This window comes from Actinomadura darangshiensis, assembly GCF_004349235.1.
Classification (GTDB): Bacteria; Actinomycetota; Actinomycetes; order Streptosporangiales; family Streptosporangiaceae; genus Spirillospora; species Spirillospora darangshiensis.
In genome coordinates, this window is the sequence record NZ_SMKY01000224.1 from 1 (window position 1) to 14,916 (window position 14,916).

Sequence of the window (14,916 nt, forward strand, 5' to 3'; positions counted from 1 at the left end):
CGCTAGGACTGGGCGACCCCCGCCGGGGGGGAGAGCGGGGGTCGCCTGGCGGTCCGGCTCCGGGGGGGTAGAACCGGTCCGCTTTCCCAAGAAAGTCTCGGGGAGTTCGAACTGCCGTATGTAAGTTCGCCCTATGGGAGAGGCAAACTCACGCTGACTCCAGTCTAGGCAGATACAACATATGCTGCCCGATCGCCGAGAGTTCCGTCGAGTCGCAAACTCGTCCGGCACGTGGTGTTTTTTCGCATCTGGTGGCGACGATCCGCTGGAGGCGGTACCGCGATGCGCCGTGCCGCCCTCGGCGGGCGTCCCGGCCCGGTGCACAGGAAGTGCATCGGGACGGAAGTGGGAGCGTACAGGAGAACTAAAGATCTTTCCTGGGGTCCGCCGGGATCGGCGTCCAAAAAGAAACGATCACGGTGCGTGATCAATTTACGCGAACCGGTCGATGGTTACGGATAGTCCGGAATATCCCACCTTGGCCCCAGCGGGCACCGGCGTCCCATGCGGCGCCGCATCCGGTGGTGCCGCGCGCTTTCCGAATAGGGCCTTGTCAACAGGGCAAATGAGGCGTAGACAGGTCGTACGGACCAAGTGTCCGAGCACGGCAGCCGGGCACCCACGCGCGACCAGCCGCGGGAGGCGCGTCGAGACGGGCTTGACCCGATCCGACGAATACGAGGTGCACGCTTGGTAACCCGGTGTGACGTGTCTGGCGGCGGCGTCCCGCGCAGGGGCGCCGCTCGCTTTGCGCCTACTCGCGGACGTCCAGGCCCAGCGCCGTCGCCAGGATGATCGCCTGGTACGGATCGATCACCGCCCGCCGCAGTTCGACGGTGAGCGGGTCGAAGGCGGACACGTCGCTGCCGCGCAGGTCGCAGCCCGTGAAGTCGGCTTTGTGGAGAGATGCTCCGGAGAGGTCGACCCCGCGCAGCCGGGCCCCCGCGCACCGCGCGCCGGTGAGGTCGGCCTCGCGCATGCGCACGTCGGTGAACGACGCCCGCCGCAGGTCGGCGCCTGGCAGGCCGGTGAACGACCAGTCGCCGCCCTTCACCTTCATGAGGTCGTAGGTGCAGCCGTCAAAGAGAGCGCCCACGAGCTTGCATCCGGTAAAGGTGGCGTCGAAGAAACCGCATCTGACGAACGTGCAGTTCAGGAACGCGGCGTCGTCGTGGCTGGACGCGTTGAAACGCACGCCCCGGAACGTGCAGTCCGTGAAGACGGCACCGGTCCCGCTGGCCTCGGTCATGTCCACATCCACGAACAGGACGCTTTCGTGGTTCTCGCCTGTCAGGTCACGCGAATCCCAGTTCGCCGACGAGATCGTGGTTTCCGTCGGTGCCGCAGGACGTCCGTGCATGCGATCAGCCATACCGACACATCATGGCGGCACCCACCGACAGCCTCAGCCCCGCATGAACGCTTCGCAGATGGCCTGGGAGTCACGTGCGGCAGCCGCCACGGCGGCGGAACAGTGAACGATCCACCGCGCCACGCCCTCGGACGTGCCGGACGCGTATCCGCGCAAGGCTTCGGCGTATTCGTCGAAGAGTTCGAGGTGTCCGACCTCCGGCGCTACAAGCGACTTGGGGTCGAGCCCACGGGAGACGAGCGTGAGACGCTGTGCGGCGCGCGCGACCAGGCCGTCCCCCCACCCGAACGGGCGCAGAGCCAGTAGTTCGCCGTGCACGATCGATGAGACCACCAGTGCCGGCGCTTTGCTCTGCTCGGTCAGCAGACCGCTGAGCGCGTCCAGGCGAGCGGCCACCTCGGACGGGGAAGGCGGCTCACCCAGGCCCAGAACGTCCTTCACGACTGCGTCGTCAGTGCGTGGACGTCCCAAAGCGGCGTCGTCCACAGCGTCAGCCCCTGCGAGCACATGGAGCCGCGCCAAGGCCTGCCTAGGCGCGTGACGCCAGACCTCCGTCAGCGTCCCCAGTTCGGCCGACACGCGCAATGCCCCCTGCACGACGGGATCGGACGGGTTCTCCGTGGTCCGCAGCTCGTCGAGCGTGACCGAGGCTCCGTCTAGAACCGCGGAGGCCCTGGCACCGCGCAATGCCGACTCCGTGGAGACCTCGGCGCTGCGCCGCCGCAGGATGCGGTGGCCGAGCAGCCGGTCAACGGCCTTGCGAGCGTCGTCGACGGCGCCGGCGACGCCGGGCAGCTTCGCAACATCAGCTAGGGCATCGGTCACGGCCCGACCCTATGTGGTCCTCCGAGGCACTCGCGCAACGGCCTGCGAAGGCGTAAAACGGAGGCGGTTCCCGCATGCCGGTCCTGGGAAGGCCTGTTGTGTCGGGCATCGCACAACACCATCCGGAGACGTGCGCGCCGGTCGCGCTCATCCTCGACATCCGGGATCGCGGCCTTGTAGGACCGAGACCTTCCTGGTGAAGTGGGGATACCGGGCGACCCCCGCATCACCTAGCAAGGAGTTCGCGTTGAGTCAGAGCCAAGAAACACTGTCGAACCTTCTGCAGGAGACGCGCCGCTTCTCACCGCCCGCCGACCTCGCCGCCTCGGCCAACGTCAAGGCCGACGCCTACGAGCAGGCTGCCCAGGACCGCCTGGGTTTCTGGGCCGAGCAGGCCGATCGCCTCAGCTGGTCGAAGCGCTGGGACGAGGTCCTCGACTGGAGTAACCCGCCGTTCGCCAAGTGGTTCGTAGGGGGCGAGCTCAACGTCGCCTACAACTGCGTCGACCGTCATGTCGAGGCGGGGCGCGGAGCCAAGGTCGCGTTCCACTGGGAGGGCGAGCCGGGCGACACCCGTACCCTCACCTACGCCGACCTGCAGAGCGAGGTGAACAAGGCCGCCAACGCGCTGCTCGAACTGGGCGTCCGCAAGGGCGACCGTGTGGCGATCTACCTTCCGATGATTCCCGAGCTGCCGATCTCGATGCTGGCGTGCGCCCGCATCGGCGCGACCCATTCGGTCGTGTTCGGCGGGTTCTCCGCCGAGGCTCTCCGAACCCGCATCGACGACGCGCAGGCCAAGCTCGTCATCACCTCGGACGGCGGGTTCCGGCGCGGCAAGCCGTCCGACCTGAAGGGGATCGTGGACGAGGCCGTCGCGCAGACGCCGACGATCGAGCACGTCCTCGTGGTGCGCCGCACCGGCGAGCAGGTCGCCGAGAACGACCTCGACGTGTGGTGGCACGACGTCGTCGAGCGGCAGAGCGAGGACCACACCGCCGAGCCCATGGACTCGGAGCACCCGCTGTACATCCTGTACACGTCCGGGACGACGGGTAAGCCGAAGGGCATCCTGCACACCACCGGCGGCTACCTGCTCCAGTGCGCCTACACGCACCACGCCGTTTTCGACCTGAAGCCGGAGACGGACATCTACTGGTGCTCGGCCGACATCGGCTGGGTCACCGGCCACTCCTACATCGTGTACGGGCCGCTCGCCAACGGCTCGACCAGCGTCATCTACGAGGGGACGCCCGACACTCCCAACAAGGGACGCTGGTGGGACATCATCCAGAAGTACAAGGTGTCCATCTTCTACACGGCGCCTACGGCGATCCGCACGTTCATGAAGTGGGGCGACGACATCCCGGCGGAGTACGACCTGTCGTCCCTGCGCGTGCTGGGGTCGGTCGGTGAGCCGATCAACCCCGAGGCCTACATCTGGTACCGCAAGCACATCGGTAGCGACCGCACGCCGGTGGTCGACACGTGGTGGCAGACGGAGACCGGCGCCATCATGATCAGTCCGCTGCCGGGCGTCACGGCGGCCAAGCCGGGCGCGGCGATGCGGTCGCTGCCGGGCATCGTCGCGGACGTCGTGGACGACCAAGGCCAGTCGGTGCCGAACGGCGGCGGCGGGTTCATGGTGGTCAGGGAGCCGTGGCCGAGCATGCTCCGCACCATCTGGGGCGACGACGAGCGGTACATCAAGACGTACTGGTCGCGGTTCGACGGCCTGTACTTCGCCGGCGACGGCGCGAAGAAGGACGAGGACGGCGACATGTGGCTGCTCGGCCGCGTGGACGACGTCATGCTCGTGTCCGGCCACAACATCTCCACGACGGAGGTGGAGTCGGCGCTGGTGTCGCACCCGAAGGTCGCCGAGTCGGCGGTCGTCGGCGCGACCGACCCGGTCACCGGGCAGGCCATCGTCGCGTTCGTCATCCCGCGCGGCAGCGCCGGTGAGGAGGTCGAGGGCGCCGACTTCGCCAAGGAGCTGCGCGACCACGTCTCCAAGGCGCTCGGCCCGATCGCCAAGCCGCGCCAGATCATGATGGTGCCGGAGCTGCCGAAGACCCGCTCCGGCAAGATCATGCGGCGGCTGCTGCGGGACGTCGCGGAGAAGCGCAGCATCGGCGACGTCACCACGCTGGCCGATAGCACGGTGATGGACCTCATCTCCGAGAAGCTGCCCAGCGCCAAGACCGAGGACTGATTTTCGGCCAGAAGACGGTCCAGAGGACGGCCCACGCCTGGCGGCACACCCCGCCGGACGTGGGCCGTTCCATGTACGAGGTAAAATCGCTGTAGGTGCGCCGGGAAGTCTGGTCGGCAAGGCCGCCCCCATGTGGCCTTCGAGTCCGTCCGCTGCTTTCCCAGGGGTTTCTTTATGGCGCGCCCGACCGTCAGGCGCCGCGTTGCTGCAACGTGGCCGTTTCGTCCGACCGTCCGCTACAGCACGCAGGTCGCCAGTGCGCTCCGCACGGAGACGATCGGCGGCGTGGTGATGCTGCTCGCGGCGGTCGCCGCGCTGGTGTGGGCTAACACGCCTTGGGCCGGCGCCTACAAGAGCCTGCAGACGTTCGAGATCAGTCCGCACTGGCTGCACGTGGGGCACATGGACGTGCAGCATTGGGCGTCCGGCGCCCTGCTGGCGGTGTTCTTCTTCATCGCGGGCCTGGAACTGCGCGAAGAGCTGACGCACGGCGAGCTGCGCAATCCGCGGGACGCGGCGCTGCCCGTCATCGCGGCCGCCGCAGGGGTCGCGGCACCGGCGCTCATCTTCCTGGCGATCAGCGTGGGCGAGCCAGGCGCGTCCAGCGGATGGGCGATCCCGACCGCGACGGACATTGCGTTCGCCCTAGCGGTGCTCGCTGTGACGTTCACTTCGTGCCCGGCGCCCTTGCGCGCGTTCCTGCTGACCCTGGCCGTGGTGGACGACCTCATAGCCATCACCATCATCGCGCTCTTCTACACCGACACTCTGCACTGGACGCCCCTGGGCATCGGCGTGCTTCTGATCGCCGCGTACGGGGTCCTCCAGTACAAGGGCATGCGCTCGCCCTGGGTCTACGTGCCCCTCGCCGTGGTCGCCTGGTACTGCCTGCAGCGCAGCGGCATCCACGCGACCGTCGCAGGTATCGCCCTGGGGATGCTCACCAGCTCGAAGGAAACCCCGGACGAACGTCCCACGAACGCTGAACGCACCGACCATGTGCTGAGGCCGTTCTCCGCAGGCGTGGCCGTGCCGGTTTTCGCGTTCGTGTCGGCCGGCGTGGGGCTCGGTGCGTCCCAGTTGGGAGCGGTTTTCACCGACAGGGTGGCCCTCGGGGTGATCGCCGGACTCGTGATCGGTAAGTTCGTGGGGGTCTTCGGCGGCGCCTGGGCGGCCGTACGGCTCGGCCTGGCGACGCTCGGCGACGAACTGCACTGGCACGAGATCGCGGGGGTCGCGCTGCTCGCCGGGGTGGGTTTCACCGTTTCGCTGCTGATCGGCGGTTTGGCCTATACCGACCCGTCACAATTCGAGAGAGTGACGACTGCGGTCCTGATCGCGAGCGTTCTCGCCTCGGCGGCCGCCGCCGTCGTCTTCCGGAGAAGGGTGCGCCTGCGGGCGCGCCCGGGCTAAGGAGAAAAGCGATATGTCCGAGGCACTACCGGGCGAGCGCGTCGAGGACAAGTCCGTCGGCGAACTCGTCGCGCTGGCGTCGAGCAACATCTCCAACCTGATCAGGGCCGAGCTGGACCTGGCCAAGCTGGAGCTCAAGGCCGACGCCAAGAAGGCCGCGATCGGCAGCGCGTCGTTCGGCACCGCCGGCATGATCGGCGGGCTGATCGTCATCCTGCTGTCGATCGCCTTCGCCTACGGCCTGGTCGCGCTCGGCATCTGGCACTGGGCCGCGTTCCTGATCGTGGCGGGCGTGTACGCGGTCGTCGCCGGGCTGCTGATGCTGTTCGGCAAGTGGCGGATGGGCAAGATCGAGGGTGCGAAGCGGACCCGCAAGACGCTGAAGGACGACTTCTCCGCGCTCCGCCACCGCGGCGACTCCGACACCCCCGAGCTGACGGTCTGACCGACGCCATGTCCGGGCACGACGTGTCGCTGATCGAGGCCGAGGGGCCGTGGACCCACCGGCAGGTCAGCGCCGGCGGGACGCGCTTCCACGTCGCCGAGGCCGGCGAGGGGCCGCTCGTCCTGCTGCTGCACGGCTTCCCCGGGTTCTGGTGGTCGTGGCACCACCAGCTGGTCTCGCTGCCGGCCGCGGGCTTCCGCGCGGCGGCCGTCGACCTGCGCGGCTACGGCGGCAGCGACAAGCCGCCGCGCGGCTACGACCTGGTCACGCTGGCCGCGGACGCGGCCGGGCTCGTCCGCGCGCTGGGCGAGGCGAACGCGATCGTCGTCGGGCACGACTGGGGCGGGCTGCTCGCCTGGACGATGGGCGTCTACCACCCGAAGATCGTCCAGCGGCTGGCGGTGGTGAGCGCCCCGCATCCGCTGCGGCTGCGGCAGGCGATCGCCGGTGACCCGCGCGGGCAGGGCTGGGCGACCCGGCACACGTTCGGCTTCCAGGTGCCGCTGTGGCCTGAACGCCGCCTGGTGCGCGACAACGCCGCGCTGGTCGGGAAGCTCTTGCACGACTGGTCAGGCCCCGGCTGGCCGGACGCCGGCACAGAGCAACGAGTACGGAAGGCGGTGCAGATCCCTGGGGCGGCCCACAGTGCGCTGGAGTACCACCGCTGGCTCATCCGGTCGCAGGCCCGCCCGGACGGTATCCGCTACGCGCACCGTATGCGCGCCCCCATCCAGATCCCCACGCTGCAACTGCACGGCGCGCTCGACACGTGCACCCTGCCGGCCAGTGCCCAAGGCTCCGGACGCTACGTGGCGGCCCCCTACCGTTGGAAGCTCATAGAGGGCGCAGGGCATTTCCCCCATCAGGAACGTCCGCGAGCGTTTGACGCCCAGCTTCTCGGCTGGCTGGCGGATCCGGAGCCGGAACGCTAGCGGCGTACCGTGGAGGCATGCGGGATAGGGACGAATCTGGACGCCCACGTAACGCACGCCCACGCGACGCGTACGGGCGCCCGCTACCGCACGGCGCCACTGGCATACCCACGATGCCGGACGAGATCGACATGCCGCCCGCGGAGGCCCTGACCGAGGCGCAACGCCTCCTGGACGAAGACCGTCCGTTCCACGCCCACGAAGTTTTGGAAGCGGTCTGGAAGGCCGCGCCAGAATCCGAACGGGAACTGTGGAGGGGCCTTGCACAGGTCGCGGTGGGCGTAACCCACCTACGGCGAGGAAACGCGCGGGGTGCCGAAGCCCTCCTCAGCCGCGCCGCCGACCGCCTTGTCCCTTACCAGGAAGACCCACCGCACGGCGTCGACGTCCAGGGGGTCGTCAAGCGCGCGCGGGAACTGGCCAAGGAACCCGAGGACGGCCCCATCGGCCTACGCCTCAGTCAGAGCAGTTCTGCGTAGACACCGGCTTCGTCGACCTCACGCCCGCGCGCGCGTCAGGCGCGACCTCCTCCGCGGTGAGCGCGTACCCGGTGGACGGCGTGTCCAGCGCCGCCGCGAAGATGACCCCGTACACGCGTCCGTCCGTGGACAGCAGCGGCCCGCCCGAGTTGCCCGGCTCGACCTTGCCGCGGATCGCGTAGATCTCGCGGCTGACCTGCCCGGAGTGGTAGATGTCCGGCCCGCGCGCCGTCTGCCGGGCGCGGATGCGGGCGGCCCCCGGCGTGAACGGCTGGTTCTTCGGGAACCCGGCGATGATCGCGTCGTCCCGGACCCGCGCCTCCTTGGCGAACTGCAGCGTGGGCGCCTGCAGCCCCGGCACGTACAGGACGGCGACGTCCCGCTTCGGGTCGTACAGCACGACCCGGCCCTTCTCGCTGTGGCCGTTCACCGACGACACGACGGAGGCGCCGCGCGCGCCGGCGACGACGTGCGCGTTCGTCATGATGTGCTTCGGCGCGAACACGAACCCGGTGCCCTCGATGCGGCGCTGGCACTGCGGCGCCGTGCTGGTCACCTTCACGATGCTGTTCTTCGCGGCGCGCAGCCCCCGGGTGCTCAGCACCGACTCGTCCGGCGGCGGCACCTGCACCACCGACTCGCCGCCGAGCCCGTTGAAGACCTGCGGGAACTCGCTGTTCTTCACGAACCCCTGGAACGAGGTGAACCACGTCTGCGCCTGCGCCGGCATCACGCCGTTGATGCCGTTGATGATCGAGGAGCCCTTGACCTGCGTCCGGACGGGCTTGAACTCGGAGTTGGCGACCAGGCTGCCGAAGAACCAGGCGACGGTGAGCAGCGACAGCGCGCTGACGAACGTGCCGCCGACCGCGTCCGCGGTGCGGGCGTTCAGGCCGGTCACCCGGTTGCGCAGCACGGCGCCGAGGGACGAGGCGACGAGCTGCCCGAGGGTCGCGGCGAGGAACGCGATCACGATGGCGAGCAGCGCCTGCTGCGCGGCACCGTCCACCGCGGCCTCGGCGATCGGCGGCGCGACCAGCACCCCGATGACACCGCCGCCGACGAAGCCGGCGAAGCTCAGCAGGCTCACGATGAAGCCCTGCCGGTAGCCCGACACTCCGAACAGCACGACGAGCACGAGCAGGATGACATCGAGAACGTGGTCGTGCAGCACCGCTTCACCGTATAGGGCCGCGCCGCCGGATCACGTCCCCTCCGTGGACCAGATTCGGGTCGCGACGGTAACCGCCAGGTGTGACACGCGGCCGTGACCATGGCCGTACGCTCCGCGAACAGGGGCCTGACCTGCCGTTCACCGCCGTCGCCCGGAGCGGGCCGGTTTTGTGGGAACGAACGAGAGTCTCACCCTCGGGAAGCGAGGTTCAGGACGTCCTCCGGCAGGTCCTCGACGCGGGAGGTGTCCCACGGCCGGTTCCAGCCGCCGGCGTCCAGCACCTGGGTCAGCAGCGCCGCCGTGAACCCCCACACGAGCATGTCCCGCACGTGGAACGCCGGCCCCATCCTGAGGCCGGACGGATGCCGGACCATCGCCCGGTTGGCCGGGTCGACCAGCTCGCCGATCGGGACGCGCGCCACCATCGCGACCTCCCCCGGATGGCCCGGCGCGATCTCCGACGGCCGGCGCCACCAGCCGGCGACGGGCGTGACACGGTGCTCGCTGTGCGACAGGTACAGCTCCGGCAGCGTGCAGAGGACGTCCACGCCGGACGGTTCGACGCCGGCCTCCTCCCACGCCTCGCGCAGTGCCGCCGCCACCGGGCCGTCGTCCTCGGGGTCGATGCGGCCGCCGGGGAACGCGGGCTGGCCGGCGTGCTTGTTCAGGGTGGCGGCACGCTCGGTGAGCAGGACGTCCGGACCGTCCGCTCCCTCGCCGAAGAGGATGAGGACGGCCGCGGCGCGCGCGCCCGGGGCCGGCCGGAACAGGGGCGGCACCGGCGTCCGCGGCCCTTCCACGACGAAGCGGTCGAGCCAGGCGGGACTGCTAGGGGCGGTGTCGGTCACGTCCGTCCCAACTCCGGAACGGCCGCGTTCCTTCCCGGACGGCTCAAGAGAAGGGGCCCGGCTTCACGAGCTTGCGCGCCGTCTCCTCGTCAACCGGGCCTTCGCCGAAGGACGGGCACAGCCGCGCCAGGGGGCACGCCCCGCAGGCCGGACGGCGTGCATGGCAGATGCGTCGGCCGTGCCAGATCAGCCTGTGGGACAGCATCGTCCAGTCCTTGCGCGGGATCAGCTCACCGATCTCCTGCTCGACCTTCACTGGGTCGTCCTCAGTCGTCCAGCCGAATCTGCGTGCCAGACGCCCGAAGTGGGTGTCGACCGTGATTCCGGGGACGTCGAACGCGTTTCCCAGGACGACGTTCGCCGTCTTACGTCCGACACCGGGCAGCTTGACGAGGTCTTCGAGCCGCCCTGGGACCTCCCCACCGAACTGGTCGCGCAGTGCGGCGGACAGCCCCATGACCGACTTCGTCTTGGCGCGGAAGAAGCCGGTGGGCTTCAGGATCGTCTCGACGTCCTCGGGGTTCGCGGCGGCCAGGTCCTCTGGGGTGGGGTACTTGGCGAACAGCGCGGGCGTCGTGAGGTTCACCCGCACGTCGGTCGTCTGCGCCGACAGGACGGTCGCCACGAGGAGCTGGAACGGGGTGCCGAAGTCCAGCTCGCAGTGGGCGTCCGGGTAGGTCTCGGCCAGGATCCGGTTGATCCGGCGCGCCCGCCGCACCAGCCCCAGCCGCGTCTCGTCCTTCCACTTCCGAGCCCGCGCCTTCGGGGACGCCTCCGTCGCCATACCGGCCAGCCTATTGCCTCACCGGCCCGGACCGGCCGGGTCCGGCCGCCGCCCGCGCGCGGTGAGAAGTCGGGGCGAAAGCCGTAATCGGGGCCGGGTTCCGCCGTCTCTACGGGGCACGCCTTCCCCGAAGGAGATCTCATGTCCGACCTCAGCCAGGTGGTCCGGCTCCCGGTGCGCCGCATCGAACTGGAGCTCGATTTCGAGGGTTCCGCCCGGATCGCCCGTGGTCTTCGTGCGCACGTGCCCGGCATCGCCGAGGAGGCGGTGGCCCGGATCGAGCGGCAGCTGCCCGAGTTCGTCCGGCCGCACGACCCCCGGTACGCCAAGGCGATGCTGCTGGCGGTCGAGTGCGCCATCGGCCATTTCCTGGACCTGATGGCCGAGCCCGGCACGGCGCCCCCGGACGTGCCGGAGTTCTGGCGGCAGATCGGCGCGGGCGAGGCCGGCGAGGGCCGGACGCTGGACTCCTGGCAGGCGGCGACCCGGATCGGGATGGGGCTCGCCGTCGAGCGGCTCACCGAGCGCGCCGAGCAACTCGGCTACCGGACGAGCCCGGCCACCATCGCGGGCATCACCAACGCCGTCCTCGGCTACCTGAACCAGGTCGCCGCCATCGTCTCCGAGGGCCACGCGGACGCCGCCGCCCAGGCCGCGGGCGCCCGCCAGGACCACCGGCGGCACCTCCTCGACCTGCTGCTGAACGATCCGTCCCCGAAGGAGCTGCGCGTACCGGCGCGCGAGGCGGACTGGCCGCTGCCGCGCACCGTCGCCGCCGTCGCGCTCCGGGAGCGGGGCCCCGACACCCGGCACCCTGTCCTGCCGCCGGACGTCCTGCTGGGCCTGCACCTCGCCGAGCCGTGCCTGGTCGTCCCGGACCCGGAGGGCCCCGGCCGGGGCCGGATGCTGGAGCGGCAGCTGGACGGCTGGACGGCCTCGATCGGCCCGGCGGTCCGGCTCACCGAGGCCGCCGCGTCGCTGCGGCTGGCCCGGGCCGCCCTGAAGCTGGCCGACCAGGGCCTCATCGGCGGCGACTCGCCCATCGCCGCCGAACGGCACATGCCGATCATCGTGATGATGCGGGAGCGGCTGCTCGTCGAGAAGGTGGTCGCCCGCCGGCTCGCGCCGCTGCTGCGGGCCCGTCCGGCGCAGCGCTACCGGCTCGCCGAGACGCTGCTGACCTGCCTGGAGTGCGGGTTCAACGCCACGGAGGTGTCCGGTCACCTGCATCTGCACCCGCAGACCGTCCGGTACCGGCTCCGCCAGCTTGAGGAGCTCTTCGGGGACGACATGCACGCGACGTCCGACCGGCTGGAGCTCCACATGGCACTGCGCGCCTGGCTCGCCCTCAATGGCGAGCCTGGACGCGCGTGGGGTCAGCCTGGCGCTTCGACGGCCCAGCCTTGGGCCGCCATCCCCGAGTAGGAGGACGGTTTCAATGTCACTGGGCGCAGCCCAGACCAGCTCGCCTGGAGAAACCATCCGTCGCCGTTGGCCAGCCGGTACACGGACGGAGCGAACCGCACCAGCTTCCACGTCTGGTTCGCGCCTCCGCAGGGAGCCATGACGACGGAGTACTCGGTACCGCCCTCCCATGCGACGCCGTCGGACGCCTGGCCCCGGCTCATGCATTTCCCGGTGGACGAGCTTCTCAGCGTGAAACCGGTCGCGGTGTTCTTGCGCTGCCATCCGGTCGAGGAGTCAGTGCAGGAGCGTTGCACGACCGACGGACCGTCGGGGGCTAAGCAGGACTGCAACGTCGTGTTGCGCACGTGGAAAGGACCGGCGGCGGACGCCGGGGCGCCTCTGGTTGTCCGCTCGGCTTGGCCCGGGGTCCGTGTGCCGACCGCGACGTCAGGTTGCGGGAGGTTCTGCGGTGTCGTGCTCACCGGCGTGGGGGTCGTCGGCGGCGGGACGGCTTTCGGTGTGCTCTCTGGGTCGCCGCCCGTCGTGGTGAACAGGATGATGGCGAGTCCTGTGGCGACGCCGCCGGCGACCGCGCCTGGCACGGCCCAGCCGGGGAGAGCCGCCGCCGGGCCGCCGAGGGCTCCGAACGGTGTCGCCGGCGCGCCCAGCAGGACGGCCCCGATCGGCAGGCACCGCTTCAGGCGTCCGTTGAGGTCGGTCATTTCCTCTGCGGCGCGCCTGCACCGTTCGCAGGACTCCAGGTGCCGGCGCAGGGCGCGGCCACGACGTCGTCCTGGACGTCTTATGTTCGCGGCTATCTGTGCGGTGAACTCAGCGCACTCCGGTTGACCGTCGCAACTGGCGGCCAGGAACGCCTGGCGCAGGCCCTCGCGCGCGCGGAACGACAGCTGGGAGACCGCGCCCTTCTCCATGCCGAGGAGTTCGGCCACATGCGCGATGGGCTCGTCCTCAATGACCGTGTACCAGAGGACGATCTGCCACCGTTCGGGCAGGGAGCGGAAGGCGCGGACGAGCGCGTCCAGTTCGTCGACGTCCGGTGGGTCGTCCTCGGGGGCGTCGGCCCACTCGGTGACCTGGTCGGTCACGACGGTGCGGCGGGCACCGCGGGCCCAGTCCGTGGCCGCGTTCCGGACGACCGTGTACAGGTAGGGACGGCAGGCGTCGCGCGGGCCGTGGCCCTGGCGCATCGCCGCGAACGTCCGGGTGAACGCCTCGCTGGTGAGGTCCTCCGCGAGATGCTGATCGCGGACCAACCCGCGTGCGTACCTCAGCACGGCGGTGTGGTGGCGCCGGAACAGCTCGTCCGACGCCTGCTCGTCGCCCGTCCCAGCGGCCGCCAGCAGGTCGGCGTCCGGCCGCGTTCCCACGCCCGCTACCACCCCGCCATCCAATCCAAGGCCCGCATATCACCACAACCCTCAGAGGACACCTGTCATCGCCCGAGTTGACGTGGTTCCCACGGCGCGATTACGCGGCGAAGTTAAAAAGACAGGGGTGTTTATTAATGTTATGGTCACCCCATGAGCCCTGACTCCTCGCGATGGACGGCGACCCTGGCCGGACGGCGGGTGCTGATCACCGGTGCCGCGCGCGGGATCGGCGCGGCCCTCGCCGCCAGGCTGCACGAACGCGGCGCACGGGTCGCGCTCGCCGGCCTGGAACCCGACCACCTCTCCGCCGTCGCCGCCCAGTGCGGGGAGGCGCCCTGGTGGACGTGCGACGTGACCGACCGCGGCCGGGTCGAAGAGGTCGTGGCGCACGCCGTCGCCGAGCTGGGCGGCCTGGACGTGGTCGTGGCCAACGCCGGAGTAGCCGCGCAGATGCCGGTCATAGGCGGGGACCCGTCCGTCATCGAGCAGAGCCTGCGGGTGAACGTTCTGGGCGTCTACAACACACTCCGTGCGGCCGGACCCCATGTCAGTCATCCGCGCGGCTACGCGCTGGCCGTGTCGTCCCTGGCGGCCGCCGTGAACGCGCCCCTGCTGGGCGCCTACAGCGCGTCCAAGGCGGCGGTCGAGGCACTGGGCAACACACTGCGAGCCGAACTGCGTCCTTGGGGCGCCAAGGCGGGCGTCGCCTATTTCGCGGAACTCGACACCGACATGACGCGGCGCGGGTTCGACACCAAGGCGGCGACCGCCATGATGAGCGCCGTCCCACGAAGCAGCTTCATTTCGGGTGTCGCACCCCTGCACGTTGGGATCGACGCCCTGGAACGCGGAATCGCCCGCCGATCCAAGCGGGTCGTCGCTCCCTGGTGGGTCGGTGGCGTCCTGCCAGTCCGGATGCTCGTTCAACCGCTCGCCGACCGCACCGTCCAGCGCGGCCTACGCGACATCCTGGAAGTCGCCAGAACCGAGAAGGTCGACCTGACCACCCCCCAACCCGAGTCCAGCGAGTGAGTCTTCTCCAGGGGAGCTGAACATGCGGGAGTCCGCGAAGAAGCCGGGCGAGGCGACCGCCCCGCGTCCCACCCCCGGCGGCCTCCGCGACGTGGGCGTCGTCAACTGGCTCGTCTGCCGCGTCGCAGGCCGCGCCACCGGAACCGGCCCGCCGAACCTGTTCCTGACCCTGGCCCGCCGCCGCGGCCTGTTCCGCGGCTGGCTCTGGTTCGCCGGCCACCTCATGCCCGGCGGGACCCTCCCGCGCCGCGAGACGGAACTGGTCATCCTGCGCATCGCCCACCTGCGCGACTGCCGCTACGAGTTCGACCACCACGTCCGCCTGGCCCGCCGCTCAGGCGTCCGCCGCCCGGACATCGAACGCCTCACGACCGGCCCCGAGGCCCCCGGCTGGACCCCGCGCGAACAGGCGCTCCTGACCGCCGCCGACCAACTCCACGCCACCCAGGACCTGGACGACGCGACCTGGACCCGCCTCCGCACCCACCTGACCGAGCCCGAGTGCATCGAACTGACCCTGCTCGCCACCCACTACGAAATGCTCGCCACCACAATCAAAACCCTCCGCATAACCCCCGACCACCCCCACTAGCACACAC

At 70.2% G+C, this 14,916-nt stretch carries 14 protein-coding genes; 8 read left to right on the plus strand and 6 right to left on the minus strand.

Translation table 11 applies throughout. The features are described 5' to 3' along the window. Positions 1-754: 754 nt before the first annotated feature. Positions 755-1,249 (minus strand): pentapeptide repeat-containing protein, encoded by a 495-nt coding sequence (locus tag E1293_RS34070; protein ID WP_243716930.1) that lies wholly within the window; start codon positions 1,247-1,249, stop codon positions 755-757. A gap of 156 nt (positions 1,250-1,405) precedes the next feature. Next, positions 1,406-2,197, minus strand: coding sequence for a Fic family protein (locus E1293_RS34075; protein ID WP_132201998.1), 792 nt, complete (start codon positions 2,195-2,197; stop codon positions 1,406-1,408). Between the two features lie 247 nt (positions 2,198-2,444). Here E1293_RS34075 and acs point away from each other — a divergent pair, with 247 nt between their 5' ends. From acs to E1293_RS34100, 5 genes are all read left to right on the plus strand, one after another. Beyond that, on the plus strand, positions 2,445-4,412 hold the full coding sequence (acs, locus tag E1293_RS34080; protein ID WP_132202000.1) for an acetate--CoA ligase: 1,968 nt from the start codon (positions 2,445-2,447) through the stop codon (positions 4,410-4,412). A 174-nt stretch (positions 4,413-4,586) separates the two neighbouring features. After that, positions 4,587-5,825 carry a Na+/H+ antiporter NhaA gene (gene nhaA / locus E1293_RS34085; RefSeq protein WP_132202018.1) on the plus strand — a complete coding sequence of 413 codons (1,239 nt, stop codon included), beginning with the start codon at positions 4,587-4,589 and terminating at the stop codon, positions 5,823-5,825. A 13-nt stretch (positions 5,826-5,838) separates the two neighbouring features. After that, positions 5,839-6,270, plus strand: coding sequence for a phage holin family protein (locus E1293_RS34090; RefSeq protein WP_132202002.1), 432 nt, complete (start codon positions 5,839-5,841; stop codon positions 6,268-6,270). Positions 6,271-6,278: 8 nt separating this feature from the next. Then, complete coding sequence (locus tag E1293_RS34095; protein ID WP_132202004.1) at positions 6,279-7,202, plus strand: alpha/beta fold hydrolase; 924 nt, start codon at positions 6,279-6,281, stop codon at positions 7,200-7,202. A 113-nt stretch (positions 7,203-7,315) separates the two neighbouring features. Continuing rightward, positions 7,316-7,681 (plus strand): DUF309 domain-containing protein, encoded by a 366-nt coding sequence (locus E1293_RS34100; RefSeq protein ID WP_243716932.1) that lies wholly within the window; start codon positions 7,316-7,318, stop codon positions 7,679-7,681. Here E1293_RS34100 and E1293_RS34105 read toward each other — a convergent pair. From E1293_RS34105 to nth, 3 genes are all read right to left on the minus strand, one after another. Then, positions 7,659-8,855 carry a MarP family serine protease gene (locus tag E1293_RS34105; protein ID WP_207939252.1) on the minus strand — a complete coding sequence of 399 codons (1,197 nt, stop codon included), beginning with the start codon at positions 8,853-8,855 and terminating at the stop codon, positions 7,659-7,661. The two genes, E1293_RS34100 and E1293_RS34105, sit on opposite strands and share 23 nt — an antisense overlap. A gap of 188 nt (positions 8,856-9,043) precedes the next feature. Then, the gene (locus E1293_RS34110) at positions 9,044-9,703 is read right to left on the minus strand and encodes an NUDIX hydrolase (protein ID WP_207939253.1); all 660 of its coding nucleotides are present in this window, start codon (positions 9,701-9,703) and stop codon (positions 9,044-9,046) included. Positions 9,704-9,746: 43 nt separating this feature from the next. Further along, entirely contained in the window at positions 9,747-10,487 is a 741-nt protein-coding gene (gene nth, locus E1293_RS34115; protein ID WP_132202008.1) for an endonuclease III, read from the minus strand. Between the two features lie 141 nt (positions 10,488-10,628). Here nth and E1293_RS34120 point away from each other — a divergent pair, with 141 nt between their 5' ends. After that, positions 10,629-11,912 carry a helix-turn-helix domain-containing protein gene (locus E1293_RS34120; protein ID WP_132202010.1) on the plus strand — a complete coding sequence of 428 codons (1,284 nt, stop codon included), beginning with the start codon at positions 10,629-10,631 and terminating at the stop codon, positions 11,910-11,912. On the opposite strand, the gene E1293_RS34125 is transcribed toward E1293_RS34120, so the two are convergent. Beyond that, on the minus strand, positions 11,864-13,282 hold the full coding sequence (locus E1293_RS34125) for a sigma-70 family RNA polymerase sigma factor (RefSeq protein WP_165978520.1): 1,419 nt from the start codon (positions 13,280-13,282) through the stop codon (positions 11,864-11,866). The genes E1293_RS34120 and E1293_RS34125 overlap by 49 nt on opposite strands. Before the next feature lie 153 nt (positions 13,283-13,435). Here E1293_RS34125 and E1293_RS34130 point away from each other — a divergent pair, with 153 nt between their 5' ends. After that, positions 13,436-14,317 (plus strand): SDR family NAD(P)-dependent oxidoreductase, encoded by an 882-nt coding sequence (locus E1293_RS34130; protein ID WP_132202014.1) that lies wholly within the window; start codon positions 13,436-13,438, stop codon positions 14,315-14,317. Between the two features lie 22 nt (positions 14,318-14,339). Then, complete coding sequence (locus E1293_RS34135) at positions 14,340-14,909, plus strand: carboxymuconolactone decarboxylase family protein (RefSeq protein ID WP_132202016.1); 570 nt, start codon at positions 14,340-14,342, stop codon at positions 14,907-14,909. The last annotated feature ends 7 nt before the right edge of the window (positions 14,910-14,916 follow it).